Genomic DNA, 24,445 nt, shown 5'->3' with positions numbered 1-24,445 from the left:
TTAAGAAACATAATTATGATTAAGAACGACCTATTTTTAAGAGCATTAAAAGGTGAAACGGTTCAACGTCCGCCTGTTTGGATGATGCGTCAAGCCGGAAGATATTTACCTGAATTTATTGCTTTACGTGATAAATACGATTTTTTTACGCGTTGTCAAACGCCAGAATTAGCTGCTGAAATCACGGTTCAACCGATAAGAAGAATTGCTCCCGATGCCGCAATTTTGTTCTCTGACATCTTAGTAATTCCACAAGCAATGGGAATTGATGTAATAATGAAACCTAATTTTGGTCCTTTTGTTCCTCATCCAATTCGCACCATTCAAGACGTAGAAAAAGTAATCGTACCAGATGTGCACGAAACTCTAGGATACGTTTTTGACGCTATTAAGTTGACTAAAGAAATGTTGAACGACGAAGTTCCATTAATTGGTTTTGCAGGTTCGCCATGGACCATTATGTGTTATGCTGTAGAAGGACAAGGTTCTAAAAGTTTTGATAAAGCCAAAGGATTTTGTTTTGAATATCCAGAAGCAGCTCACGTTTTATTGCAAAAAATCACAGACACAACAATTTTATATTTGAAAGAAAAAGTAAAATCGGGTGTGAATGCAGTTCAGATTTTTGACTCTTGGGGCGGAATGCTTTCTCCAGTTGACTATCAAGAATTTTCTTGGAAGTACATCAACCAAATCATCGAAGCTTTGGCAGACGACGCTCCAGTTATCGTTTTTGGAAAAGGTTGCTGGTTTGCCCTTGGAGAAATGGGAAAAAGTAGAGCTTCGGCAATTGGAGTAGATTGGACTTGTTCGCCAAGAAATGCTAGATATTTGTCAGGTGGAAACATCACTCTGCAAGGAAATTTTGACCCATCAAGATTGTTGTCGCCAATTCCTGTGATTAAGAAAATGGTACACGAAATGATTGATGAATTCGGCAAAGACAAATACATCGTGAATTTAGGACACGGAATTTTACCTAATATTCCTGTGGATCATGCAAAAGCGTTCATTGATGCGGTAAAAGAATACAATCAATAAATTACAATTGAATCGCAGTTTTCATACTATTGGAAACTGCGATTTTATTTTAAACACTACGTAAATGCCTTTAAATAAAAGTTTACGCGACGAAGAAAAAGAACGCATTAATGCCATTTTAAAAAAATTGGTAGAACTGCTTTATGTTCCTGATTTTGAAAAAACAACAATAGACGAACAACTAAAAAGTCTTGGTTTAACAACTGAAATTCTTTTGACTTCATCGGGAACTGACTTAATTGCACATTTAGGAAAACTAAATTTTGATTGGGAAAACACAGAGAAGTTCGCGGATTATTTAATAAATTTAGCAGAGAAACTTCCCGCTGAAAAAGCGAATCTAATTGAAAAAGCATTGTTGATTTACAATTATATTCAGAGTGAGAGTAAGACGTTTTCGTTTGAGATATTTGGGAAGATTTCTTCCATAAAATAAATTTAATCTATTAAAGTGGGATGAATTTATAGGCAAATTATATTTTAAAAAATTATTCTAAATTAGCATATGTGGTAAAGCATTTTATATGACAGAACAAGAATTACATAATTATTTACAAATTAACTATCCAGTCGAAAATGAAAAATGCGAGTGGAAAGAGTTTAAGTCGCTTAAAAATGCTGTTGCTGGAAATGAAAGAAATGATATAATTTCATATATATCTGCTATTTCTAATATGCAGGGAGGTAATTTAATTATTGGAATTCAAGATAAAACTTTAAATATCATAGGAATTCAAGATTTTTCAGGATACAATATTGACAACATTAGATATCGTATTAATGGAAATTGCACAAATTTAGATATTGAGAATTTCCATGTAAAAGAATTTCAAGCGTCCGACACAAATAAAACGATTTGGGTTTTCAATATTCCTAAACATCAATTTAGATTGCCCGTTTATGCACATAAAAAAACCTGGCAAAGAATAGACGATAATTTAGTTGAAATGACTAAAGCAAGATTAGATGCCATTTTAACACAAATTCAAATAAATGAGGATTGGTCTAAAGTTATCATTAATGAAGCAACTATTGAAGATTTAGATAAAGATGCAATTGAGAAAGCTAGAGTTGAATTTAAAAAAAGAAATCCTAAATACGCAACAGAAGCAGATAATTGGAATAATTATGATTTTTTAAATAAAGCCAAACTGACTATAAAAGGGAAGATAACTAGAACTGCTCTCATACTTCTCGGCAAAGATGAATCGGAACATTTTTTAGATTCATCAGTAAAAATTCGATGGAATTTAAAAACAGTAGATAATCAAGATAAAGATTTTGAAATTTTTTCCATACCGTTGTTACTTTCGGTAGATGAAGTCTATAAAAAAATAAGGAATTTAAAATATCGGTATTTGCGTGATGGAACTCTCTTTCCTGATGAAGTACTTCGTTACGAACCGTTCAACATAAGAGAATCCTTAAATAATGCGATTGCACATCAGGACTATTCTAAAGGAGCTAGAATTAATGTCGTAGAGTTTGAAGATGACCATTTAGTTTTTTCAAATTATGGTTCTTTCCTGCCTAAATCTGTTGAAGATGTAGTTTTGAACGACACACCTGAAGAAGTTTATCGTAATCCATTTTTAGTAGAAGCTATGAAAAACCTTGATATGATTGAAACTCAAGGTGGAGGTATTCGAAAAATATTTAACTTTCAAAAACAGCGTTTTTTTCCCTTACCAGATTATAACTTTAACGATAATAGGGTTAAAGTAACTATCATAGGGAAGATTTTAGATGAAAATTTTGCTAAAATTTTAATTAAAAATTCATCTCTTGGTTTGGATGAAATCATTCTTCTAGATAAGGTTCAAAAACAAAAAGAAATTACAGACGAGGAATTCAAACATTTAAAAAAATTAAATTGTATTGAAGGCAGGAGGCCTAATATTTACTTGTCTTATAATATAGTCGGAACTACAAATGATGAAAGTTTACAAGCAGAATATTTAGCTAATCGCAGTTTTGATGATGCACACTTTAAAGAAATGATTATTGAATATCTTAAAAAGTGGGGGAAAACTAAACGAAATAAAATTGACAATTTAATTATTCCCAAATTATCCACTGCACTTACTGCGGAAAAGAAGAAAAACAAAGTAACTAACTACTTATCAGCATTAAGAATTGAAGGCAAAATTGTAAATGTCCCAGGATATTATTGGGAAATAGTTTAAACACTTTTAAACGCTTTTAAACGCTTTTTAAACACCTATATCAATTATGAAAAATAAATTTTACACCTACATACAAAAACTACAAGACCAAATTGTAGCCGGATTAGAAGCCGTTGACGGCCAAGCTAAATTCAAAGAAGACATTTGGGAACGACCAGAAGGCGGTGGCGGACGAACTCGCGTAATTGAAAACGGAAATGTTTTTGAAAAAGGCGGTGTTAATATTTCTGCGGTTCATGGAAAACTACCCGATTCGATGCAAAAACTTTTCAACGTGGGAGAAGCTGATTTTTTTGCGTGTGGATTGAGTTTAGTAATTCATCCCAAAAGTCCAATGGTTCCAACGGTTCACGCGAATTGGCGCTACTTTGAGATGTATGATGACAACGGAAATGTTATCAACTCCTGGTTTGGTGGTGGACAAGATTTAACACCTTATTATTTGTTTGAAGAAGATGCAACCCACTTTCATCAAACCTGTAAAACAGCGTGCGACATACACAATCCCGAATTTTATCCGAAATACAAAAAGCAATGTGACGCCTATTTCTGGAATGCACACCGTTTTGAAGCACGAGGAATTGGCGGATTATTCTTTGATTATTGCAAAGCAACCGAAGACATGCAAATGGAAGATTGGTTCAACTTTGTTTCCGAAGTTGGGAATAGTTTTCTTGAAGCCTATGTTCCAATTGTAGAAAAAAGAAAAGAATTACCTTACACAACCGAGCAAAAAACATGGCAAGAAATTCGCCGTGGTCGTTATGTGGAATTTAATTTGGTACACGATAAAGGAACGCTTTTCGGACTAAAAACAAACGGTAGAATCGAAAGTATATTAATGAGTTTGCCACCACATGTTCAGTGGGTTTACGACCATCATCCTGAAAAAGGAAGTGAAGAAGAAAAATTAATTCAAGTATTAGAAAATCCGATTGATTGGATATAAGCTATATCAAAACTTCGCTTTGCGTCTTTGCGTCTTTGCGAGAAAAACCTATAAAACTATGTTCCCATTACACCGAGGTCGTCGTTTAAGAGTAAACGAATCCATCAGAAGTTTAGTTCGCGAAACCAGTTTGAGTCCAAGCGACTTCATGTTTCCCATGTTTATTGCTGAAGGCGAAAACTATAAAACAGAAATTCCATCGATGCCCGGTATTTTCCGTCGTTCGATAGATTTGACTGTGATTGAAGTACAAGAACTTTTCGAACTTGGCATTCGTGCCATCAATATTTACGTAAAAGTCAGCGAAGATTTAAAAGACAATACCGGGAAAGAAGCTTGGAACGACAATGGATTGATGCAACAAGCCATTCGCGAAATCAAGAAAGCCTGTCCCGAAATGATTGTCATGCCCGACGTAGCTTTAGACCCGTATTCGATTTACGGACACGACGGAATCATTGCCAATGGCGATATTGAAAACGATTCAACGAATGCCGCTTTAGTTAAAATGGCCGTTTCTCACGCAAAAGCCGGAGCCGATTTTGTAGCTCCAAGCGACATGATGGACGGAAGAATCCTGCGTTTGCGTCAAGGCCTAGACGAAGCTGGATTTCCACACGTGGGAATCATGAGCTATTCGGCAAAGTATGCTTCGGCATTTTACGGTCCTTTTCGCGATGCTTTAGATTCGGCACCCGTCGATAATCAGGAAATTCCAAAAGATAAAAAAACCTACCAAATGGACTATGCCAACCGCATCGAAGCCATCAAAGAAGCCGTTTGGGATGTAGAAGAAGGTGCCGACATGGTGATGGTTAAACCAGGATTGGCGTATCTCGATATCGTTCGTGAGGTAAAAAATGCGGTCAATGTTCCCGTAACGGTTTTCCATGTTTCGGGTGAATATGCAATGGTAAAAGCCGCTGCCGAAAGAGGTTGGCTCGACCACGACAAGATCATGATGGAACAATTAATGTGCATCAAACGGGCTGGAGCGAGTTTAATTTCGACTTATTTTGCCAAAGAAGCAGCAATTTATTTGAAGAATAATAATTAGAAGCGAATGGCTTGGGCTTTTTCAGCGTTCCATGTTCCCGCCATCCTTCCGCATCTCCCGTAGATTGCTTCGTACCTCGCAATGACTACGGGAGGATGCTCCTTCCTGTCGGGGCTATTAAGTTTTTCATGTTACCTTTTGCAATGATTCAAAATTAAAAATACTACATCCAAATGCTTTATACCGGACAAATAAACGAGTTTCTGCGATTGGACGAAGTCGGTGCTCAAAACTGTGCACTTTTAAAAGAGTCCATTTCAGAAGGATTAAGCATTATTTGGACCATTGATGAATTCATCATAAAGGTAGACGGTATAGAGAAAAAGTTTCAACCCAACGAGATTATTTTCCTAACCGAATTTCACAACATCGAAATCATTAAAATTGAAAAGGTGAGAGTCATCCGATTTAACCGTGCTTTTTATTGCATTTCTGACCACGATAACGAAGTGGGTTGTAAAGGAATTCTCTTCTTTGGTGCTTCACAATTACCCAAAATCGCGATTCCCGAAATTGAGTTTGAGAAATTTGAAACCTTGTGGAAAATGTTTTCCATAGAAATGGAATCCATTGACGACTTGAAAAACGAAATGCTTCAGATGATGCTGAAACGGATGCTCATTCTTTGCACCCGACTTTATAAAGAACAAACCGAGCTTACTACTTTTGATAGAAATCAATTGGATGTGATTCGGGAATACAATTATTTGGTAGAAAAACATTTCAAGACAAAGCATCAAGTGGCGGATTATGCCGAATTGCTTCATAAGAGTCCTAAAACACTTTCCAATCTCTTCAAAAAATATGGAAACAAATCTCCTTTACAGATTATCCAAGACCGAAAAATACTAGAAGCCCGTCGTCTTTTGCAATATTCAGATAAGTCAATAAAGGAAATCGCTTATGAAATTGGCTACGAAGACCTGCAAACCTTCAGCCGATTTTTCAAGAAAATAGAAGGCATTTCGCCCTCTAATTTCAAAAAATAAGGCCCTCGGGAAATATTACCTACTCATCAGGAAAAACAGTCTATAAAGTACCTCTTGTTTTATTACACCTTTGTACCGTCAAGTAATCGCAACGACTAAGTTGGATTTTAGCGACACAAATTTTAATAATAATAAAACAATTTAGACATGGAAAATTTTTCAGTACCTACAAAAAACGAAGTTTCAGAAAACAATCAAGCTATTTTTAACAACCTTGAAAAAGGCTTGGGATTCGTACCCAATTTATACGCTTACTTTGCAAAAAGCGATACTGCATTAGCTGATTATCTAGCCTTACAAAACAGAAAAAGTTCGCTTAAAGCAAAAGAAAGAGAAGTGGTTAATCTGATTACAAGTCAAATTAACGGTTGTAAATATTGCCAATCGGCTCATACAGTTTTAGGAAAAATGAATGGTTTCTCTGACGAGCAAGTACTTGAACTGCGAAAAGGAACGGCTACTTTTGATGAAAAATTAGATGCCTTAGTAAAGTTTACCGCTTCCGTTGTTGAGAATAAAGGAAATGCATCACAAGTTGCGAAAGATAAATTTTTCGCTGCAGGTTACACAGAAATCAACATGATTGACGTGGTAGTTATCATTGGCGATAAAATCATCAGCAACTACATTCATAATTTGACTGGATTTGCTATCGACTTTCCATTAGCACCAGAATTGTAAAAACCAATAACCTTTAAAATATAATTTATGAAAATAGGAAGCATTATTATCAGAATTGGTTTTGGACTTTTATTTGTTTGGGGCGGATTAGAGAAGTTAATCGAAGGCTTTTTAGGAGGCGTGGGCTTAGACAATATGGCGGCATTATTAAAATCCACCGGGTTGGGGTTTCTTGGAGACTCAGGAACTTACGTTCTAGGTGCTGTTTTAGCACTAGTAGAATTGGCTGCTGGACTACTTTTATTTGCCAATAAACAACTGTTTTACGCATACGGAATTTTAGCAATCATCATGTTAGTGGCTTTACTTTCGGTACATATTCCTTCAGGAAACTGGATGTATATCATGATTCATCTGGCGTTATTCACCACTTTATTAGGTCTCGCTTTGGAACAAAAAGAGGAAATCAGTTTAAAATAAACGGCTTCCATTTATAATAAGTACAGAAAAACCCTTCCGTTAAAATTTTTAATTGAAGGTTTTTTTGCGTTCTATAATTGTATTTTTGGCAAAAAACTTATGAAATATTTGCTTCCACTCTTTTTAGTATTCTCGACGAGTTGCATTGCTCAAAATGCCACCACTGATGCTTTTTTAGAAAAATGGAACAACTCTAAAACCTATCTTTTAGAGGTTGCCAATGCCATGCCCGAAAATTTATACGCTTATAAACCTACGGAACGCGAAATGACTTTTGGCGAGCAACTGTTGCACATCAAAGACAATATGGATTGGTTAGGCAACACGTATTTCACAGATAAAGAATACAAAAAAGCGAAGCTAGACAAGCACCTTTCAAAGAAAGAAACGATTGCTTTACTAGAAAAATCATTCGATGCAGTGTATGAAATAATCAAGAATTCCGACCCGAAATTATTGGATTCAAAGGTAGAATTCTTTGCAGGACCTAAGACTAAAATTCAAATCCTGAACTTACTCCAAGACCATGTGACCCATCATCGCGGCCAACTTTTAGTGTATCTGAATTTGAATGAAATCAAACCGCCAAGCTATGTAGGTTGGTAATATAATTTTCCTAAAATGCAAACCATTTACATCAAAACACCTCTTGGAACTGCCGAAATTACCGGCGATGTAAACGGGGTTTCTGCTATTTCAATTTTAGATGTTGAACGAGAAATTTCAAATGAGATTCCTGATTTCCTAATGCTTGCCGTTTCTGAACTCAACGAATATTTCGATGATAAACGAACCCATTTCACATTTAAATTACAACCGCAAGGAACTGCATTTCAACAAAAGGTGTGGCACGAACTTCAAAATATTCCTTTTGGAAAAACCGTTTCTTATTTGGATTTGGCCAAGAAATTAGGCGATGCAAAAGTCATTCGTGCCGCCGCTTCTGCTAATGGTAAAAACCCGTTGTGGATCGTAATCCCGTGCCATCGCGTGATAGGTAAAGACGGCTCGCTCACAGGATATGCTGGAGGATTGTGGCGAAAAAAATGGTTATTGGAGCATGAAAACCCGTCAAATCAGCAAACATTGTTCTAGCACTTAAACTTTTATTTTTGAAAAATTTTTCCAAAGGTCTGCTAGTGATTCAATAGTCTCGATAAAAGAGAAAATCCTCCCGAAGTCATTGCAAGGCACGAAACATGAACTATGATAGTTTGCAACGCTAGCGGAAACATGAATTGGTCAATTACAACTGTGATTCGCTGCTGAAAATAGAACGCCACTTGGCATTCGAAATGTATTTTTATGTAATTTAGCATACACCCAAAAATATTTTTCATGCGTTTTATTAAAAATTTTCTAATCTGGTTTGTAGGTATTTTAGTTTTACTTGTTGTTTTGATGTATGTTTTTAATGTTGATTATTTGCTAAAAGCGGTTCGGACGATTTACTTAAACGGCCATACCACTGCTTTTCTTGAGGATTACAAACATTTTGACAACCGAGAAATCAAGACAGGCGTTGCACAGCCTTGGAATGTTTCCAAGGAATATAATGCTGCGAAACCTACTGCAGAATTGGAAGCTTTGCACAAAAAAATAGGTACGGTGGCGTTTTTAATCATCAAGAACGACAGTATTTGGAACGAAAGTTATTACGATAATTATACGAAAGATTCAAAATCCAACTCGTTTTCGATGGCTAAAAGTATGGTTTCGGCATCTTTGGGTAAAGCGATTATGGAGGGAATAATTAAGAGTTTAGACCAAAAGGTGTCTGATTTTTTTCCTACCTTTAATGATGCGTTTTCGGCTCAATTAACGGTGGGCGATTTATCGTCAATGTCGTCAGGATTGAATTGGGACGAGAATTATTACAGTCCGTTTTCCATCACGACACGTGCTTATTTTGATACCAATTTGAAGTCGGTAATCTTAGGTTTAAAAGGGATTACTACTCCCGGAAAATCCTACAAATACTTGAGTGGCGACACACAATTGCTAGCCATGTGTATTGAAAAAGCCACAGGAATGAGTCTGGCAGATTATGTTTCTGAATCGTTTTGGAAACCTATGGGAGCCGAAAATGAAGCGCTCTGGCAAACGGATTCTGAAGATGGAATGGTAAAAGCGTATTGCTGTGTGGCAAGTAATGCAAGGGATTTTGCCCGTTTTGGAAAGCTGTACAAACAACACGGAAAGTGGAATGGCGTTCAAATTTTAGACAGTGCCTTTGTGGCAAAATCTACACAACCACGTTTTGCCGATGCACCACAATACGGGTATGGATGGTGGTTGGGCGATTATAAAGGCAAGAAAATTTTCTATATGCGAGGACATTTAGGGCAATATGTAATCGTGATTCCCGAGGACGATTTAATCATCGTGCGATTGGGCCATCAAAACGCGCCAAAGACGAACGGAACGGCACATAGCGATGATTTTTATGTGTATATTGAGGAAGCGTACAAGATGCTTGAATAATTTTGTAGTATTTTTGACTACTTTTTCTAGTTCACTTTTCAAATGAAGCATTTACATCACATTCTTGCAGCCATTATAGTATTGGCTTTTTCCAATTCCTATGGTCAATTGGGCTTTTGTTCTGGCAGTAAGGGAGATCCGATTTTTACAGAAACTTTTGGCAGTGGAACTGATTATGGGCCCGCTCTAGCCGCTGGAATTACAACATATCCTTTTGTAAGCGGAGCTCCTCAAGATGGTTTATATACTTTATATCATCGTACTAATTTACTTCAATCGTGGCATAATTCACCCGACCACACACCTGATGAAATTGATGGACCCTACGGAAAATCGCTGATCGTAAACGCCAATAACAACGTGTCTGGTGCTTTTTATAAGCGAACCGTAACAGGATTATGTATAAACACTACATTTGAATTTTCAGCTTGGGTTTTAAATGTCTTTAATAGAAATTCTAGTGCTTGTACAACAAATGAAATTCCAATTAATGTAAAATTTGAAATTTGGAATGCCAATCAAACTGTTCTTTTAGGTTCTGGAGATACTGGAGATATTTTCAGCGAAACTTCAGCAGTTTGGAAACAATTTGCTTTGGTTTTTACCACCACAAATCAAACTTCTGTTGTTCTAATCATGAAAAATAATGGTATTGGAGGTTGCGGAAACGACTTAGCAATTGACGATATTTCCTTTAAATCCTGTGGCGATTTAACCACGGTTTCAAATCCTAGTTATCCTACCAATATGTTTATCACTTGTAATTCGCCAACGTCTATCGTACTTAATGCGTCAACTAGCGGAGGTTCAACTTACTTTTACCAATGGCAATCGAGTACCGATAACGTGAACTGGACAAACATTGCTGGACAAAATAATGCTACATTTACGAGTGTTCCTGTTACAACCACTACCTATTACAGAACGAGAATTGCACAAGATGTCGCTAATATTAATTCGGCGTTTTGTTCGACAGTTTCCAATGTTTTTACGGTTGAAATTTCAAATGGATTACCTCCTGCCACAAGTAATGGCAATCAAAATAGTTGCACCAATCAACCCAATCCAGCACTTTCTGTAACTACAGATGCTACGAATTCTGTAAGCTGGTACGACCAAGCAACCAGTGGAAATTTATTGCTTGCGAATTCAAACAGCTATACTCCTACAACTTCTGGAACGTATTATGCGGAAGTTTACAATGCATCAAGCAACTGTTATAGCACAAGTAGAACGCCTGTAACTTTGACCATTGCTCAAGTACCAACGGCAACTTTTACTGGAAATACAACGTATTGTTCAGGCGAAGACACGAACATTACTTTGCAATCGAATGTTGCAGGAGCTATCTTTTCTTGGACTGTAATTGCTACTGATGTTGATGGTGCGGTTGCTGGAACAGGAAATACAATTGCACAAAACCTTACTGCAAATGGTGTTTCGGGAAGTGTAACTTATGTTGTAACTCCAGCATTTGGTGGTTGTGATGGGAATCCAATTAATATTGTGGTTACTGTTTCACCAACTCCAGTGCCACTTATTCAAGACGGTCAAATTTGCGTTTTGGGTTCAGGGATTTTTGGAATTCCACCGTATGTATTGCAAACGGAATTGAGCAGTACCAATCATACTTTCGAATGGTTTTACAATGGGAATCCGATTGCAGATGCTTCTGGAGCTACTTTTTCTGCCAATCAACTTGGAGCATATGGCGTTATTGCAACAGATATTAATTCAGGATGTGTTTCCGATTTAACAGTTGCAACAGTAAGTGAAATCCCAAAAGCACAGAGTTTGACCATCACGCAGTCGCAAGATTTTAGTTCTAATTCTTTTATTAACATAGAAGTTTTGGGAGGTCAGCCGCCGTTTTTATATCAAATTAATGATGGTGGATTTCAACCTTCGAATACATTTAGCAATTTAAGTCCCGGGATTTATGAAGTTGAAGTGACTGATGGTTTCAGTTGTTCCAATTTAAAATCACTAGTTACCATTATTAATTATCCCAAATATTTCACGCCAAATGGCGATGGTTACAACGATACTTGGACGGTTTTAAATCTTGATGACAAAGCAAAAATCAGAATTTTTGACCGCTACGGGAAATTTATAATTGAAATTAATTCAAAAAGCGAAAGTTGGGACGGAACATTTAACGGACAACAATTACCTGCTGATGATTATTGGTTTACCGTAAATTACAGCCTCAAAGGCATAACACACGAATATAAAAATCACTTTTCGTTGAAGAGATAAATTTTTTATTGTGTAGTTTATTTGAATGTGAAATTAATTATCTTTAACATTAATTCTTGTAAAGAAAAATTATAATCCATTTAAAAAATTCAACATGATAGAAAAAATCAACCTCGCCAACATCCTCTTTTTAGATATTGAAACCGTTCCTGAAACGGACGATTACCGCTTACTCGACAATGATGTGCAAAGCTTGTGGGAACACAAAACGCAATACCAACGAAAGGAAGATGTTTCGGGCGAAGACTTTTACGACCGAGCGGGCATCTGGGCAGAATTTGGTAAAATCGTTTGTATTTCAGTGGGCTATTTTACGTTTAAAAGCGACATTCGGCATTTTAGGGTGACTTCTTTTTTTGGTGAAGAATCTAAAATACTGCATGATTTTAGCAACCTTATTAACAATCATTTCAATTTACCGCAACATGTTTTGTGTGGACATAATTCCAAAGAATTCGATTTGCCCTTTATCGCAAGACGAATGATTATCAACCAAATAAAACTTCCTGAAAAGCTGAATCTATTTGGCAAAAAACCTTGGGAAGTCCCTCATTTAGATACGTTGGAGTTGTGGAAGTTTGGCGATTACAAACATTTCACTTCCCTAAAATTATTAACAAAAGTCTTGGGAATTCCTTCTCCAAAAGACGATATCGACGGAAGTCAAGTCGGACACGTTTATTATGTTGAAAAAGACATCGACCGAATTGTAACCTATTGCGAAAAAGATACGATTGCGGTTGCACAAATATTTCTGCGTTTGCGACGAGAAGATTTATTGGTAGACGATGAAATAATACACATATAATACCATTCATTTTTCTAAATTAAACATTCATATCTGGTATAATGCCGATATAGTATGAAAAGAGTCCAATTTTTATTGGACTTTATTGAATACATAATCGGTGTAAAATTCCTATTTTTACGCAATGAGCGAACCGTTGTTGAAAATAGAAAACTTAGAAATTTCTTTTCAGAAAGAGAAAGTCTTTGCACCCGTAATTCACAAAATCAGTTACGAATTATTTCCCAACGAAATTCTCGGAATCGTAGGCGAATCAGGTTCAGGGAAATCGGTTTCTTCCTTGGCAATTATGGGTTTGCTTCCAAAAAATATCTCAAAGATTTCCAACGGTTCGATTGTTTTAGAAGGGGTAAACATCACACAATTCGACACAAAAGCGTTCCGAAAAATCCGTGGAAAGCAAATTGCGATGATTTTTCAAGAACCCATGAGTTCCTTAAATCCATCGATGAAATGTGGTGCTCAAGTGGCTGAAATGCTAGAACAACACACTAAATTATCTAAGAAACAAATTACTACAGAAGTACTTTCTTTATTCGAAAAAGTAAAATTACCCGAACCCGAAGTAATTTTCAATAAATACCCACACGAAATCTCGGGCGGACAAAAACAGCGGGTAATGATTGCAATGGCGATTGCCTGCAAACCACAAATCTTAATTGCCGACGAACCTACAACTGCTTTAGATGTTACGGTTCAGAAAGAAATCATTTTGTTGTTGAAAGAGATTCAGCAAGAAAATCAGATGAGTATTATTTTTATTTCGCATGATTTGGCTTTGGTTTCTGAAATTGCAAACCGAGTAATGGTGATGTACAAAGGCGAAATTGTAGAACAAGGAACGGTTGAAACTATTTTCAACAATCCAAAACACATTTATACCCAAGCTTTAATTAATTCCAGACCTTCCTTAGATACTCGACTTGTACGCTTACCCACTATCCAAGATTTTTTGCAAGAAAAGGTGTCGAAGGAAATTGTTACTTCTGCTGAACGAGAAGCTTTTCATAAAGATTTATATGCGAAAGAACCGCTTTTGGAAGTCAAAAATGTCGAGAAAGAATACCTTTCATCTGCTGGACTTTTCGGTAAAAAAAATAGTTTTAAAGCGGTAAATGATGTGAGTTTCAAATTATACGAAGGCGAAACTTTGGGATTAGTAGGCGAATCCGGTTGCGGAAAATCGACTTTAGGAAACGCCATTTTGCAATTGGACAAAGCTACGGCGGGAACAATTTTATACCGTGGACAAGACATCACAAAATTAGAAGGAAACGATTTACGAAAACTGCGTCGTGAAATTCAGATTATTTTTCAAGACCCTTATTCTTCATTGAATCCGAGAATTCCGGTTGGACAAGCAATAATGGAACCCATGCAAGTGCATAAATTATATGCTTCTGACAAAGAATGCAAAGCGAAAACTATTGAGATTCTAGAACGTGTTGGTTTAAGTGAAGAACATTTCAATCGATATCCTCACGAGTTTTCAGGCGGTCAACGGCAACGAATTGGCATTGCCAGAACTATTGCATTACAACCAAAATTAATCGTTTGTGACGAATCGGTTTCGGCATTGGATATTTCGGTTCAAGCACAAGTGTTGAATTTGTTGAATGAGTTGAAAGAGAATTTCGGTTTTACTTATATATTTATTTCGCATGATTTGGCAGTTGTGAAATACATGAGCGACCAAGTTTTAGTGATGAATAAAGGCAAGATTGAAGAAATTGATGATGCTGATGAAATTTATGCGAATCCAAAAACAGAATATACGAAGAAGTTGATTGCAGCGATTCCGGTGAAAGATTAGTATATACTAATTTTATAATGAATAGGTAAGTCCCACCGTAATTTGTCTAGGACGTAGTTCAAATTGAGTTAAATTGATACCGTTTCCACTACTATAAGTTGTGGCAAAAGTGGAGGTATTAAAAACATTAGCAACCCCTGCTTTCAAAAAAAGTTTTTTAGAAGGTTTGTAAAAAAAACTCATGTTGAATATTGTATTTCTATTTTTTTTGGAAGTAGAAATCGAAGCTTGTGTAGATTCAGCTCCCAAATGAAGTCGGGTAGAAGAGCTGGTATAAAAATCTAAATTAGCTGTATGAAATAAAAAGGGGTTGGTTATTTTATCCTTTTCTATAACAGTACTGCTGAAATTATAATCTGCTTTATATTCTAGCGAATACCAACTCCCATTGTCCCAAGTAAAACCTAGATCGATTCTATGACTGCGATTAATTGCTTTAATAAAATCATTGTTAAAATACATGTCACTATCTGTAAAATTTACCGTGTAGGATAATTTAGCATTAATAGAACCCAAAATACCTTTAGAAAGGTTTAAAGACACGTTTTTATTCTCAATGGTATTAGATTGATTTAGAACATTTATTATTGTAAAACCAGCATTGTTGAGTTGGTAAGAAAAAGTTACATCAGATTGTGTTTTGTTAATGCTTCCTTTAAATGTAAAATAAAAACTGTTAATAATATCGCTATATGAGACAAAGGGAGTAATTGATTCATCGGTTGTTTGGTTAATAATGGGAGGATTTTGAACAAGAGAATTATAACTTTTTAAGATTACCGCTTGATATAGTTGATTAAAATCAGAAATACTTTTTGTGCAAGTGTAACTCACTCCCGAATCCCACTTTCTATTAAATTTATATTTTGCCACAATCATAGGTTGTAGAAATAAAAATGAGTCATCGGAAACAGCATTTTCTGCATCCCTTTCCTTCGTATGTACGGAACTATAATTCGCTGATAAACGCCAAGTAATTTGCATTTTACCTAAAGTCAATTTAGAAGAGATTGTTGATAATGAAGTTAATTTTTGAAAGTTCAAGTCACTAAAAAAAGGGAAATTATCTAAACTTGGTGACGGAACCTGATTTAGTTGGCTTTTAAATTTAAAATAATTGTACTGTAGTGTTTGATTTAAGTTCCATTTTAAGCGTAACCAATTAAACGTATATTCGCTAAAACCACCAATATTAAACTTGCTTAGTTCTACATTTTGTTGGGTTGCAATACTTGAATCATCATTACCTAGAAATTGTTCGTAAACGGGTGGCGTGACTTTTAATTCTTCGAACTGTTTTTCATATTCAAGTAATATACCGCTTTGTAGAATGTTATTTTTACCGAAAACAGATTTAAGAAGAGTACTGTTATTGAATTTTGTTTCAAAGTTTAAATAATTTGCTTGGATTGGATTTTGGTTAAGAATACTATATTCAATTCCTTTGTCATCCGAATATTGAAAGTTAGTTTTGTTTTTAAGATAAAAATTACGTTTGTTAATTTCTTGATTTACACCTATTTCAAAACGTTGGGATCGTAAGCTATTTCTGTTGATATTAGTTACAACTGTTGAATCATTTTCTAAAATATAAGTATTGGTAGTGCTTTTATTTATCTTACTTAACTCGTTTGCATAATTAACATTCCATTTTACCAAAGTACTATCATTAATTTTATGCAAGGCATCATTTGTTACCGCATAAGATTCATTGTCAAGCCAATACTTATTCGATAACATGGTTCCATTCACATTTGTTGGCTGTATGACACTGGTCTCATTCATCTTTAGTCTAAAAAGATTATAGTCATCCACCGTCAACGAACTAGCATTATCTATTACTGTTTCGCCTATGTTATTGAATTTAACGCTACTAATATTCTGAAAATTATTCTTTAAATAAATTGGGGTGGTTTCCATAAGTCCGGTAATAAGCGGTGTCCCCGCCTCGTTTTTACTGCTTCCAAAAACTACGCTCTGGTTTTCTTTAATTTTTAAGTTAAGGGAAACTTTATCACTCTCTGTTCGTCCTATATCAATACGTTCATGATTGTGCCGTGTCAATACATCAATGTCTTTTACTGCATCAGCGGGAATACCTCGTGTAGCAATTGAATATCTGCCTTCAAGTAAATCTACACCATTGATATATAAATGACTTATTGCTTTTTCTTTATATTGAATTTGTCCGTTATCCTTGATGGTAATGCCGGGTATTCTGCTAATAACTTCCTCTATTGTGTAGTCCTTTTGTGCTTTCAATCCCGCAACATTATAAGTAATTGTATCCCCTCGTACCTTAACAATCTTTTGAGACTCAATGAGCACTTCTTTCAACTGTTCTACTCTTGGATATAGTATTACATTTTTTATACCATTTTGCAATGCTATTTTTATGTGAAAGCTACTATAAGCCATGTGTCGTACATTCAGAAATATACTATCTAATCCTGATTCCTTTATGATAAGATTGTAATCTCCAGATGCATTGGAATTTGTATAGGCTAAAATATCATCTGCTGCATCTTGGGTTTTAGTTACTGTAATTATAGTGCTATTTATAGACACCCCTAAAGAATCAGTGATAGTACCGCTGATTTTAAACTCCTGACCCATCGAAAAAAAAGGCATTCCTATAAGAAATGCCCATACTTTTATTTTTTTAATCATCCTAAAGTTTGCTTTAGTCGTATTTTTCAATAAAATTTTTTGTTTTTGGTTTACGATTAGGATTTACTTTTTCACCATTTAGAGTAGTTATCTCCATACTGTAAACACCATCTTCACCTCTATTCATATACTTTATACTCTCGTTCATAGACATTTTATAAAACTTTTTCCTTACATCATGAAAATCTTCTTTTTTAATATCTTGAATTGTATTATCACCGTCTGAAATAAAATAATTACTTGTGTTTGAATCTACTGTAAAATTACCACTTTCCATACTTTCAACAGAGAAATTAAACAAACTTTCGCTATCAGAAATTTCAAGTATTAAGCCAGGCAAACCATAGAATTTATAAGGTCCTGCATTTAACGGAATTTCATCTGAATACCACGCAGTCCATTGTCTTCCTTCGAAATCTACCGTTGCCTTCTTACAGTTATATTCTCTAATAATCTTTTGTCCAGCGACTAATTTCCAATCAAATCCTAATTGTTCACTATACTTAAGCAAATCATTCCCTATAAGTTCAAAATGTGTAACTTTATTACCTTTTCGTTCAATCAAATAATAAAGGGGCGACCTGTATAGCATAATATCTGTAATGTCAAGAGATCTAACCTTTTGAATGCTATCAAGTCCCATCATTGTTTCAAACATAAAGTAAGAAGTCCCATCAGATTTTAAAATTAAAACCTGATTTTCAAGTGCTGTTTTATCACTACTAGCAAATTTTTTGTAGTTTAATCGATATGAAGCTTTAAAATCAATCTTATCAACTCTTGTAGCAGATTGCGCAAAACAAAGTATAGAAAAGAGAACAAATGTAAAAACAAAGAAATTTTTCATAAAGTTAATCACATAATGCTTCTAGTTGATTGAAAGAATTAATGAGCTCTCTTGCATTAGGCTTTCTATACATGGTGCCGCCAGAACTGTCCATAAGTCCATTATCTACTTCCATAAAACCTGTAAGTTGCATTTTAACAGTAACACAATAACTTTGCCCACATGATGTATTAACTTGTGTTGATTGAGCATTACATTGTGCAGCAGCACTAAATGAAAAGGCCATAAATCCAATTGCAAAAATAATTTTTTTCATAATAAAATTGTTTATAATTAGATTATAAAAGTATAAAAGTATAAAAGTATTACGAAATATCCTACAATAATTGCTTGAGATTTATTTTTTCATTTCAGAGTGTTTAATTAACACAAAAGCCCTGATTTCTCAGAGCTTTATATCATTACTTTAAATTAAAATTTATTCAATCACCATCTCAGGAATTTCTCCATCGATAATTAATTCTGCTTCTGTAGAATTAATGATATGTTCGACTGAAACTCCCGGAGCACGTTCTAAAAGTTTAAAACCTTTTGAGGTAACTTCTAAAACGGCGAGTTCGGTAACTACTTTTTTTACACAACCTACACCTGTTAAAGGCAATGTACAACGCTTTAAAATTTTAGATTCTCCGGCTTTATTAACGTGCATCATGGCAACGATAATATTCTCGGCAGAAGCCACTAAATCCATCGCACCACCCATTCCTTTGACCATTTTCCCTGGGATTTTCCAGTTGGCAATGTCGCCATTTTCGGCCACTTCCATGGCTCCAAGGATGGTTAAATCTACTTTTTGAGAACGAATCATTCCAAAACTAAAAGCAGAATCAAAAAAGGAAGCACCTGGTAAAGTGGTAATGGTTTGTTTTCCGGCATTAATAATATCGGCATCTTCTTCTCCTTCAAAAGGAAAAGGTCCCATTCCTAGAACGCCATTTTCACTCTGAAATTCTACTGATATATCGGTACGAACATAGTTTGCCACTAAGGTCGGAATTCCGATTCCTAGGTTAACGTAAAATTTATCTTGTACTTCTTTCGCAATACGTTTTGCAATTTGGTTTTTATCTAATGCCATAATTACTGTCTTTTTCTAGTTGTCCGTTGTTCAATTCTTTTTTCAAATTTTTCTCCTTGAAAAATACGTTGCACCATAATTCCTGGAATGTGAATTTCATTTGGGTCTAAAACTCCTGGAGCTACTAATTCTTCTACCTCAGCAATGGTAATTTTTGCAGCACCTGCCATATTTGCATTGAAATTTCTAGCAGTTCCTTTGAAAATCAAGTTACCAGCTTCGTCGCCTTTCCATGCTTTTACAATGGCAAAATCCGCTTTGAAAGCTTCTTCCAAAATATGCATTTTTCCGTTGTATTCTCTGGATTCTTTTCCTTCGGCTACTTCTGTTCCGTAACCAGCTGGAGTATAAAATGCGGGAATTCCGGCTTGAGCTGCTCGGCATTTTTCGGCTAATGTTCCTTGTGGAGTTAGTTCTACGTCTAATTCTCCAGACAGCATTTGGCGTTCAAATTCGGCGTTTTCTCCTACGTAAGAAGAAATCATTTTTTTGATTTGTTTTTTTTGTAATAATAATCCCAAACCAAAATCATCTACACCTGCATTGTTTGAAATACACGTTAAATCGTTTACATTTTTAGTTACTAGTTCGGCAATTGAGTTTTCTGGAATTCCTGAAAGTCCGAAACCTCCAAGCATTATTGTCATTCCGTCTTCAATTCCTTGAAGTGCTTCTTGAACGTTGTTTACTTTTTTATTAATCATAACTGGTTAAAATTTTAAAAATAAATGATGTTGTTTCCTTGAATCCCTAGCCCAGATAGCAGTGAAAATCCTTTATTTTTTTTCTTTAAAAAAATAAAGATTGCAACGTATAGCTGGAAATAGCTCCTGAAAAAATTACAAATTAAATTCGTCTGTATCTTGTTCTAAATCTACTGCCGTGGTGTCTTTCACTTTTGGCACCCAACAATCGACTTTTATAGCTAAATTGGGTGGACGTTTAAAGGCTTCTTTAGAGACTGTTAACGTTTTATCTTGATAACATTTTTTCATGTACATACCAAAAATTGGCAAAGCCATTGTGGCTCCTTGACCGTAAGTGATGCTTTTAAAATGTGCAGAACGGTCTTCATTTCCTACCCAAACTCCGGTAACCAAATTAGGCACCATTCCCATGAACCAACCGTCAGACTGGTTTTGAGTTGTTCCGGTTTTTCCTGCAATTGGATTGGTCAATGAATAAGGATAGCCCGTTACACGATTGTAACCGTTTCCACCACCTGATGTTCTCAAACGACCTCCTGAACCAATTTCAGTTACACCTTCAAGTAACTTGACTACTGCATAAGCGATATCTTTGTTCAGAACATCATGAGATTCTGGCATGGTTTGATACAGAATATTTCCGTTTTTATCTTCGATTTTGGTAATTACTTCCGGTTTGATGTAGATTCCTTGATTGGCAAATGTTCCGTAAGCGGCCACCATATCGTGTACAGTAATTTCTACCGCTCCTAATGCGATGGAAGGTTGGGCAGGAATACTTGACTTTACGCCCAATTTTTTAGTCAATGCCACTACAGCTTCGGGACCGACACGGTCAATTAACTTAGCCGATACGGTATTTATGGAAAGTGCCAATGCTTGTTTTAAAGTAACCATACCACGATACGAATTACTCGAATTTCGAGGCGTCCAACTTTGCGTTACATTATGACGGCCCTGGGGAATTGTAAACGGAGAATCAATGATGGAATCACAAGGTGAATAACCTTGTTGCTCTATTGCTGTGGCATACACAAAAGGTTTAAATGTGGAACCTACTTGTCTTGCACCTTGATTTACGTGATCGTACTGGAAATGTTTGTAATTAATTCCACCGACCCACGCTTTTACATAGCCCGTTTCAGGATCCATGGACATTACACCACTTTGTAAGAAATGCTTGTAGTATCGGATGGAATCGTTGGGAGTCATAATCGTATCGCGCTCGCCTTTCCATGAAAAAACTTTCATTTTAGTCTTTACGGTAAACGATTTTAAGATGTCTTCTTCACTTTTTCCTTCGGCTTTCATGATGCGGAAGCGCTCTGAATTTTTTCGAGCACGATTCATCAAGCTTGTGGTTTCTGCATCAGAAATATTGACAAAAGGAGCATTTTTATTATTTTTAGATTGAATAAAAAACTCTTCTTGTAAGTTGGCCATGTGTGCATAAACCGCCTCTTCGGCATAGTTTTGCATGCGCGAATCTATTGTAGTATAAATTTTTAAACCATCTCTATAAATATCATAGTCACTACCATCAGGTCGTTTATTTTCTCGAACCCAACCTTTCATAAACTCCCTTAAATATTCACGGAAATACGTTGCGATTCCTTCTTTATGGGTTTGCAATTTAAAATCTAGAGTTATAGGAAGCGCACTTAATTTTTCACGTTGGACTTCTGTTATAATGTCCGACTTAACCATTTGTGAAAGCACTACATTTCGACGGTTTTTAACTCCTTGTGCATTTCTAGTTGGATTGTATAAAGACGAATTTTTAAACATACCAACCAGCATTGCCGATTCATCAATCGTTAAATCCTTGGGCAATTTATTGAAATAAGTTTTTGCTGCAGAACGGATTCCAACCGCGTAATTGTTAAAATCATATACGTTAAAATACATTGCAATGATTTCATTTTTAGTATACTGACGCTCTAAACGAATGGCGATAATCCATTCTTTTATTTTTTGAAGAAGACGTTGAAAGATATTCTTAGAACCTTCCCCGTGAAATAATTGTTTTGCCAACTGTTGCGACAACGTACTGGCTCCTCCACTTGTTCCTAAATTAGTTACCGCACGTAAAGTTCCTCTAGCATCAATTCCAGAATGCTCGTAAAAACGTTCATCTTCAGTTGCAACCAAGGCATCTACAAGATGTTTGGGAAGTTGTTCATAGGTAATTGAACTTCTGTTCTCGTTATAAAACTTTCCAATTGTCTCGCCGTCTGCAGAAATAATTTCGGTAGCCAAATTGGATTCTGGATTTTCCAAATCGTTAAAAGAGGGCATATGTCCTAAAACCCCGAACGAGGCTAAAAGAAAAAGTAGAAATACACTTCCTATTCCTATTCCAAAAATCTGCCAAAAACGTTTTACGTAAAGAGAAAAACCTGCTTGAGCAGATTTATTGTTTTTTTTGACTGCCATATCTTATTCTATTGTTTCAATTCTAAATCCGACTTCTGTAATTCCTTCTAACGCTTGCACTCCTTCAACTTTTCCATTTTGACGAACGGCATGTTGGATATTTACTTTGTAATCTCCGATGGTATCAAACCTTAAATTCTCTTTATAAAATAATTTACTTTCTTTAATATCTGAGAATCCATCCCCTAAAAGCGATCCATCTGGATTGGTCATTTGGTATTGCAAAGTATCTACTTTTGTCAAGCCTCCTGGACGCTCCATTGAAACGATTACGTATAAGTTATTGAACTGATACGCTTGATTTGCCCTTAAGTTTACAAATAAGTTATACAATTTTGTTGTGTCTTCTTGCTTAAAATCGAACGTAACAATACTGTCTTTTACCCAAGCCTTTCCCACCGACTTATAATCGTCAAAGACTCTATTTTTATCACACGAAATGAGACAAAAAAGGATTAAAATAAATAAGAAACTACTCTTTAGATTCATTTTTTTTATTCGGAATTATTCGGTTATCAGGCTTTGGCTCGTTTGGGTTTCTCTCGGCTGGTTTTCTATTTCCAGAAGGTTTCCTCTTGTTCTTTGGACGATTATTTGGCTTTTTGTCCGTTATCGTTTGCTCTTTAACATCATTTGGTAACGCACTTGCTGCTTTCGGCTTAATTAGCACAGGCTTTTTATCCAAAGCAACTGAACTATTTGCTTTTATAATATTGGAACCTGCAGGTTTATTAGCAACAATTGCATTTTCTGTCGGTTTTTTCTTCTTGGTTGGTCGTTTTTTCTTTTTTGGTTGGTCAAAGCGAGTCAAACTTTCTTGTCCCATTGCATTATTGAAATCTTTTTCAGGAAGAGGCGCGTCTTCAATTGCAAAATCTTCTAATGCCGAAACCTTGTTTTTCAACTTGTTTTCTGCAATGATTTCATTTACTTGCTCAATTTTCAGTACGTGCCAATTTGAAAAATTATTAGTGTATGCAAACCACATCAATCCTTTAAAAATATCTTGCTTCTGGCAAATGGCATCTCCTTTTTCAGTTACCAAACGCGTTTCAAATGCTGGAAAATCTTTTAACGCATCCATGTACGTATCTAACTCGTAGTTCAAACAGCATTTTAACTTACCGCATTGCCCGGCTAATTTTTGTGGATTTAAAGACAATTGTTGGTAACGCGCTGCGGAAGTATTTACACTTCTAAAATCCGTTAACCAAGTGGAACAACACAATTCGCGTCCACAAGAACCAATTCCGCCTAAACGGGCTGCTTCTTGACGGAAACCTACTTGTTTCATTTCAATTCGAGTACTGAATTCCTTTGCAAAATCTTTAATCAATGCACGGAAATCAATTCGATCGTTTGCAGTGTAGTAGAACGTTGCTTTTGAACCATCTCCTTGAAATTCAATATCAGAGATTTTCATCTCAAGCTTCTGAGCAATAGCCAATTCACGAGCGCGAATCTTCATTGGCTCTTCACGTTCTCGAGCTGCTGCCCAAATATCAATATCTTTTTGTGACGCTTTGCGATAGATTTTAGTAATTTCATTACTTTGATGATTCACCCCTTTTTTCTTCATCTGAATCCGAACTAATTCACCCGTTAAGGTAATAATTCCGATATCGTGTCCCGGCGAAGCTTCTGTAGCAACGATATCACCGATGCTTAGCGTAAGATTTTCGGTGTTTCTGTAAAACTCTTTTCTACCATTCTTGAATCTAATTTCCGCACAATCAAATGGTTTTTCGCCATTTGGTAAACTCATGTTAGAAAGCCAATCAAAAACTGTCAATTTATTGCAGCTACCTGTGCCGCAATTTCCTTTATTTCCGCAGCCTGCTGGTGCACCACCATCAGACGTTGAACAACTTGTACAAGCCATAATTTTATATAGAATGTTATCTAAGATAACTTAAGATTCGTAAATATATTTGGAGGTAAAGATAGGAAAATTTAATTTGTCGTTTGAAAGCGGAATTGCATAGAAATTCTTAAAAATAAACAAACCCATTTTACGGAT

General features: G+C 35.7%; 22 protein-coding genes. 14 read left to right on the top strand and 8 right to left on the bottom strand.

The annotated features are described in order from the left end of the window. Positions 1 to 15: 15 nt before the first annotated feature. The 14 genes from hemE (at position 16) to H602_RS0116310 (ending at position 14,687) form a co-directional block, all read left to right on the top strand. Positions 16 to 1,041: a uroporphyrinogen decarboxylase gene (gene hemE, locus H602_RS0116375; protein ID WP_026978987.1), complete on the top strand. Its 1,026-nt coding sequence runs from the start codon at positions 16 to 18 to the stop codon at positions 1,039 to 1,041. Between the two features lie 64 nt (positions 1,042 to 1,105). Further along, positions 1,106 to 1,477 (top strand): hypothetical protein, encoded by a 372-nt coding sequence (locus H602_RS0116370; RefSeq protein WP_026978986.1) that lies wholly within the window; start codon positions 1,106 to 1,108, stop codon positions 1,475 to 1,477. Between the two features lie 88 nt (positions 1,478 to 1,565). Further along, positions 1,566 to 3,227, top strand: coding sequence for an RNA-binding domain-containing protein (locus H602_RS0116365; RefSeq protein ID WP_026978985.1), 1,662 nt, complete (start codon positions 1,566 to 1,568; stop codon positions 3,225 to 3,227). Positions 3,228 to 3,273: 46 nt separating this feature from the next. Then, positions 3,274 to 4,176, top strand: coding sequence for an oxygen-dependent coproporphyrinogen oxidase (gene hemF / locus H602_RS0116360; protein ID WP_026978984.1), 903 nt, complete (start codon positions 3,274 to 3,276; stop codon positions 4,174 to 4,176). A gap of 58 nt (positions 4,177 to 4,234) precedes the next feature. Further along, complete coding sequence (gene hemB / locus H602_RS0116355; RefSeq protein WP_026978983.1) at positions 4,235 to 5,233, top strand: porphobilinogen synthase; 999 nt, start codon at positions 4,235 to 4,237, stop codon at positions 5,231 to 5,233. Between the two features lie 173 nt (positions 5,234 to 5,406). Then, on the top strand, positions 5,407 to 6,222 hold the full coding sequence (locus tag H602_RS0116350) for a helix-turn-helix domain-containing protein (protein ID WP_026978982.1): 816 nt from the start codon (positions 5,407 to 5,409) through the stop codon (positions 6,220 to 6,222). A 147-nt stretch (positions 6,223 to 6,369) separates the two neighbouring features. After that, entirely contained in the window at positions 6,370 to 6,903 is a 534-nt protein-coding gene (locus H602_RS0116345) for a carboxymuconolactone decarboxylase family protein (protein ID WP_026978981.1), read from the top strand. Positions 6,904 to 6,930: 27 nt separating this feature from the next. Continuing rightward, entirely contained in the window at positions 6,931 to 7,323 is a 393-nt protein-coding gene (locus H602_RS0116340) for a DoxX family protein (RefSeq protein ID WP_026978980.1), read from the top strand. A gap of 99 nt (positions 7,324 to 7,422) precedes the next feature. Next, entirely contained in the window at positions 7,423 to 7,929 is a 507-nt protein-coding gene (locus H602_RS0116335) for a DinB family protein (RefSeq protein WP_026978979.1), read from the top strand. Between the two features lie 15 nt (positions 7,930 to 7,944). Continuing rightward, on the top strand, positions 7,945 to 8,418 hold the full coding sequence (locus H602_RS0116330) for a methylated-DNA--[protein]-cysteine S-methyltransferase (protein WP_026978978.1): 474 nt from the start codon (positions 7,945 to 7,947) through the stop codon (positions 8,416 to 8,418). 243 nt (positions 8,419 to 8,661) lie between these two features. Continuing rightward, the gene (locus H602_RS0116325) at positions 8,662 to 9,807 is read left to right on the top strand and encodes a serine hydrolase domain-containing protein (RefSeq protein ID WP_026978977.1); all 1,146 of its coding nucleotides are present in this window, start codon (positions 8,662 to 8,664) and stop codon (positions 9,805 to 9,807) included. A 42-nt stretch (positions 9,808 to 9,849) separates the two neighbouring features. Then, complete coding sequence (locus H602_RS19500; protein WP_051224610.1) at positions 9,850 to 12,066, top strand: T9SS type B sorting domain-containing protein; 2,217 nt, start codon at positions 9,850 to 9,852, stop codon at positions 12,064 to 12,066. Between the two features lie 94 nt (positions 12,067 to 12,160). Next, on the top strand, positions 12,161 to 12,874 hold the full coding sequence (locus H602_RS0116315; protein ID WP_026978976.1) for a 3'-5' exonuclease: 714 nt from the start codon (positions 12,161 to 12,163) through the stop codon (positions 12,872 to 12,874). Between the two features lie 124 nt (positions 12,875 to 12,998). Continuing rightward, entirely contained in the window at positions 12,999 to 14,687 is a 1,689-nt protein-coding gene (locus H602_RS0116310; RefSeq protein ID WP_026978975.1) for an ABC transporter ATP-binding protein, read from the top strand. A gap of 12 nt (positions 14,688 to 14,699) precedes the next feature. Here the strand turns inward: H602_RS0116310 and H602_RS0116305 are convergent, their stop codons facing one another. From H602_RS0116305 to H602_RS0116270, 8 genes are all read right to left on the bottom strand, one after another. Next, positions 14,700 to 17,357 carry a TonB-dependent receptor gene (locus tag H602_RS0116305; RefSeq protein WP_026978974.1) on the bottom strand — a complete coding sequence of 886 codons (2,658 nt, stop codon included), beginning with the start codon at positions 17,355 to 17,357 and terminating at the stop codon, positions 14,700 to 14,702. 13 nt (positions 17,358 to 17,370) lie between these two features. Then, positions 17,371 to 18,204: a GLPGLI family protein gene (locus H602_RS19495; RefSeq protein ID WP_026978973.1), complete on the bottom strand. Its 834-nt coding sequence runs from the start codon at positions 18,202 to 18,204 to the stop codon at positions 17,371 to 17,373. A 4-nt stretch (positions 18,205 to 18,208) separates the two neighbouring features. Next, entirely contained in the window at positions 18,209 to 18,460 is a 252-nt protein-coding gene (locus H602_RS0116295) for a hypothetical protein (protein ID WP_026978972.1), read from the bottom strand. 162 nt (positions 18,461 to 18,622) lie between these two features. Next, positions 18,623 to 19,282, bottom strand: a complete 660-nt coding sequence (locus H602_RS0116290; RefSeq protein WP_026978971.1) for a 3-oxoacid CoA-transferase subunit B — start codon at positions 19,280 to 19,282, stop codon at positions 18,623 to 18,625. Positions 19,283 to 19,284: 2 nt separating this feature from the next. Continuing rightward, positions 19,285 to 19,986 carry a CoA transferase subunit A gene (locus H602_RS0116285; protein ID WP_026978970.1) on the bottom strand — a complete coding sequence of 234 codons (702 nt, stop codon included), beginning with the start codon at positions 19,984 to 19,986 and terminating at the stop codon, positions 19,285 to 19,287. 135 nt (positions 19,987 to 20,121) lie between these two features. Then, positions 20,122 to 22,425 (bottom strand): penicillin-binding protein 1A, encoded by a 2,304-nt coding sequence (locus tag H602_RS0116280; protein ID WP_026978969.1) that lies wholly within the window; start codon positions 22,423 to 22,425, stop codon positions 20,122 to 20,124. Positions 22,426 to 22,428: 3 nt separating this feature from the next. Then, the gene (locus tag H602_RS0116275) at positions 22,429 to 22,914 is read right to left on the bottom strand and encodes a gliding motility lipoprotein GldH (RefSeq protein ID WP_026978968.1); all 486 of its coding nucleotides are present in this window, start codon (positions 22,912 to 22,914) and stop codon (positions 22,429 to 22,431) included. Beyond that, positions 22,898 to 24,307 (bottom strand): PSP1 domain-containing protein, encoded by a 1,410-nt coding sequence (locus H602_RS0116270; protein ID WP_026978967.1) that lies wholly within the window; start codon positions 24,305 to 24,307, stop codon positions 22,898 to 22,900. The genes H602_RS0116275 and H602_RS0116270 overlap by 17 nt, the downstream gene beginning before the upstream one ends. Positions 24,308 to 24,445: the final 138 nt, after the last annotated feature.

Source organism: Flavobacterium tegetincola DSM 22377 (genome assembly GCF_000425485.1).
Taxonomy (GTDB): domain Bacteria; phylum Bacteroidota; class Bacteroidia; order Flavobacteriales; family Flavobacteriaceae; genus Flavobacterium; species Flavobacterium tegetincola.
The sequence above is the reverse complement of the archived record's forward strand: the minus strand, read 5'-3'. Positions and strand labels throughout refer to the sequence as shown.

Bases quoted from the DNA above. Each gene is read 5' to 3' on its own strand.
- hemF (WP_026978984.1), top strand. From the start codon at position 3,274: ATGAAAAATAAATTTTACACCTACATACAAAAACTACAAGACCAAATT.
- H602_RS0116270 (WP_026978967.1), bottom strand. From the start codon at position 24,307: ATGGCTTGTACAAGTTGTTCAACGTCTGATGGTGGTGCACCAGCAGGC.
- H602_RS0116285 (WP_026978970.1), bottom strand. From the start codon at position 19,986: ATGATTAATAAAAAAGTAAACAACGTTCAAGAAGCACTTCAAGGAATT.
- H602_RS19495 (WP_026978973.1), bottom strand. From the start codon at position 18,204: ATGAAAAATTTCTTTGTTTTTACATTTGTTCTCTTTTCTATACTTTGT.
- hemB (WP_026978983.1), top strand. From the start codon at position 4,235: ATGTTCCCATTACACCGAGGTCGTCGTTTAAGAGTAAACGAATCCATC.
- H602_RS0116370 (WP_026978986.1), top strand. From the start codon at position 1,106: ATGCCTTTAAATAAAAGTTTACGCGACGAAGAAAAAGAACGCATTAAT.
- H602_RS0116335 (WP_026978979.1), top strand. From the start codon at position 7,423: ATGAAATATTTGCTTCCACTCTTTTTAGTATTCTCGACGAGTTGCATT.
- H602_RS0116310 (WP_026978975.1), top strand. From the start codon at position 12,999: ATGAGCGAACCGTTGTTGAAAATAGAAAACTTAGAAATTTCTTTTCAG.
- H602_RS19500 (WP_051224610.1), top strand. From the start codon at position 9,850: ATGAAGCATTTACATCACATTCTTGCAGCCATTATAGTATTGGCTTTT.
- H602_RS0116305 (WP_026978974.1), bottom strand. From the start codon at position 17,357: ATGATTAAAAAAATAAAAGTATGGGCATTTCTTATAGGAATGCCTTTT.
- H602_RS0116315 (WP_026978976.1), top strand. From the start codon at position 12,161: ATGATAGAAAAAATCAACCTCGCCAACATCCTCTTTTTAGATATTGAA.
- H602_RS0116290 (WP_026978971.1), bottom strand. From the start codon at position 19,282: ATGGCATTAGATAAAAACCAAATTGCAAAACGTATTGCGAAAGAAGTA.
- H602_RS0116345 (WP_026978981.1), top strand. From the start codon at position 6,370: ATGGAAAATTTTTCAGTACCTACAAAAAACGAAGTTTCAGAAAACAAT.
- H602_RS0116295 (WP_026978972.1), bottom strand. From the start codon at position 18,460: ATGAAAAAAATTATTTTTGCAATTGGATTTATGGCCTTTTCATTTAGT.
- H602_RS0116330 (WP_026978978.1), top strand. From the start codon at position 7,945: ATGCAAACCATTTACATCAAAACACCTCTTGGAACTGCCGAAATTACC.
- H602_RS0116350 (WP_026978982.1), top strand. From the start codon at position 5,407: ATGCTTTATACCGGACAAATAAACGAGTTTCTGCGATTGGACGAAGTC.
- H602_RS0116365 (WP_026978985.1), top strand. From the start codon at position 1,566: ATGACAGAACAAGAATTACATAATTATTTACAAATTAACTATCCAGTC.
- H602_RS0116275 (WP_026978968.1), bottom strand. From the start codon at position 22,914: ATGAATCTAAAGAGTAGTTTCTTATTTATTTTAATCCTTTTTTGTCTC.
- hemE (WP_026978987.1), top strand. From the start codon at position 16: ATGATTAAGAACGACCTATTTTTAAGAGCATTAAAAGGTGAAACGGTT.
- H602_RS0116340 (WP_026978980.1), top strand. From the start codon at position 6,931: ATGAAAATAGGAAGCATTATTATCAGAATTGGTTTTGGACTTTTATTT.
- H602_RS0116325 (WP_026978977.1), top strand. From the start codon at position 8,662: ATGCGTTTTATTAAAAATTTTCTAATCTGGTTTGTAGGTATTTTAGTT.
- H602_RS0116280 (WP_026978969.1), bottom strand. From the start codon at position 22,425: ATGGCAGTCAAAAAAAACAATAAATCTGCTCAAGCAGGTTTTTCTCTT.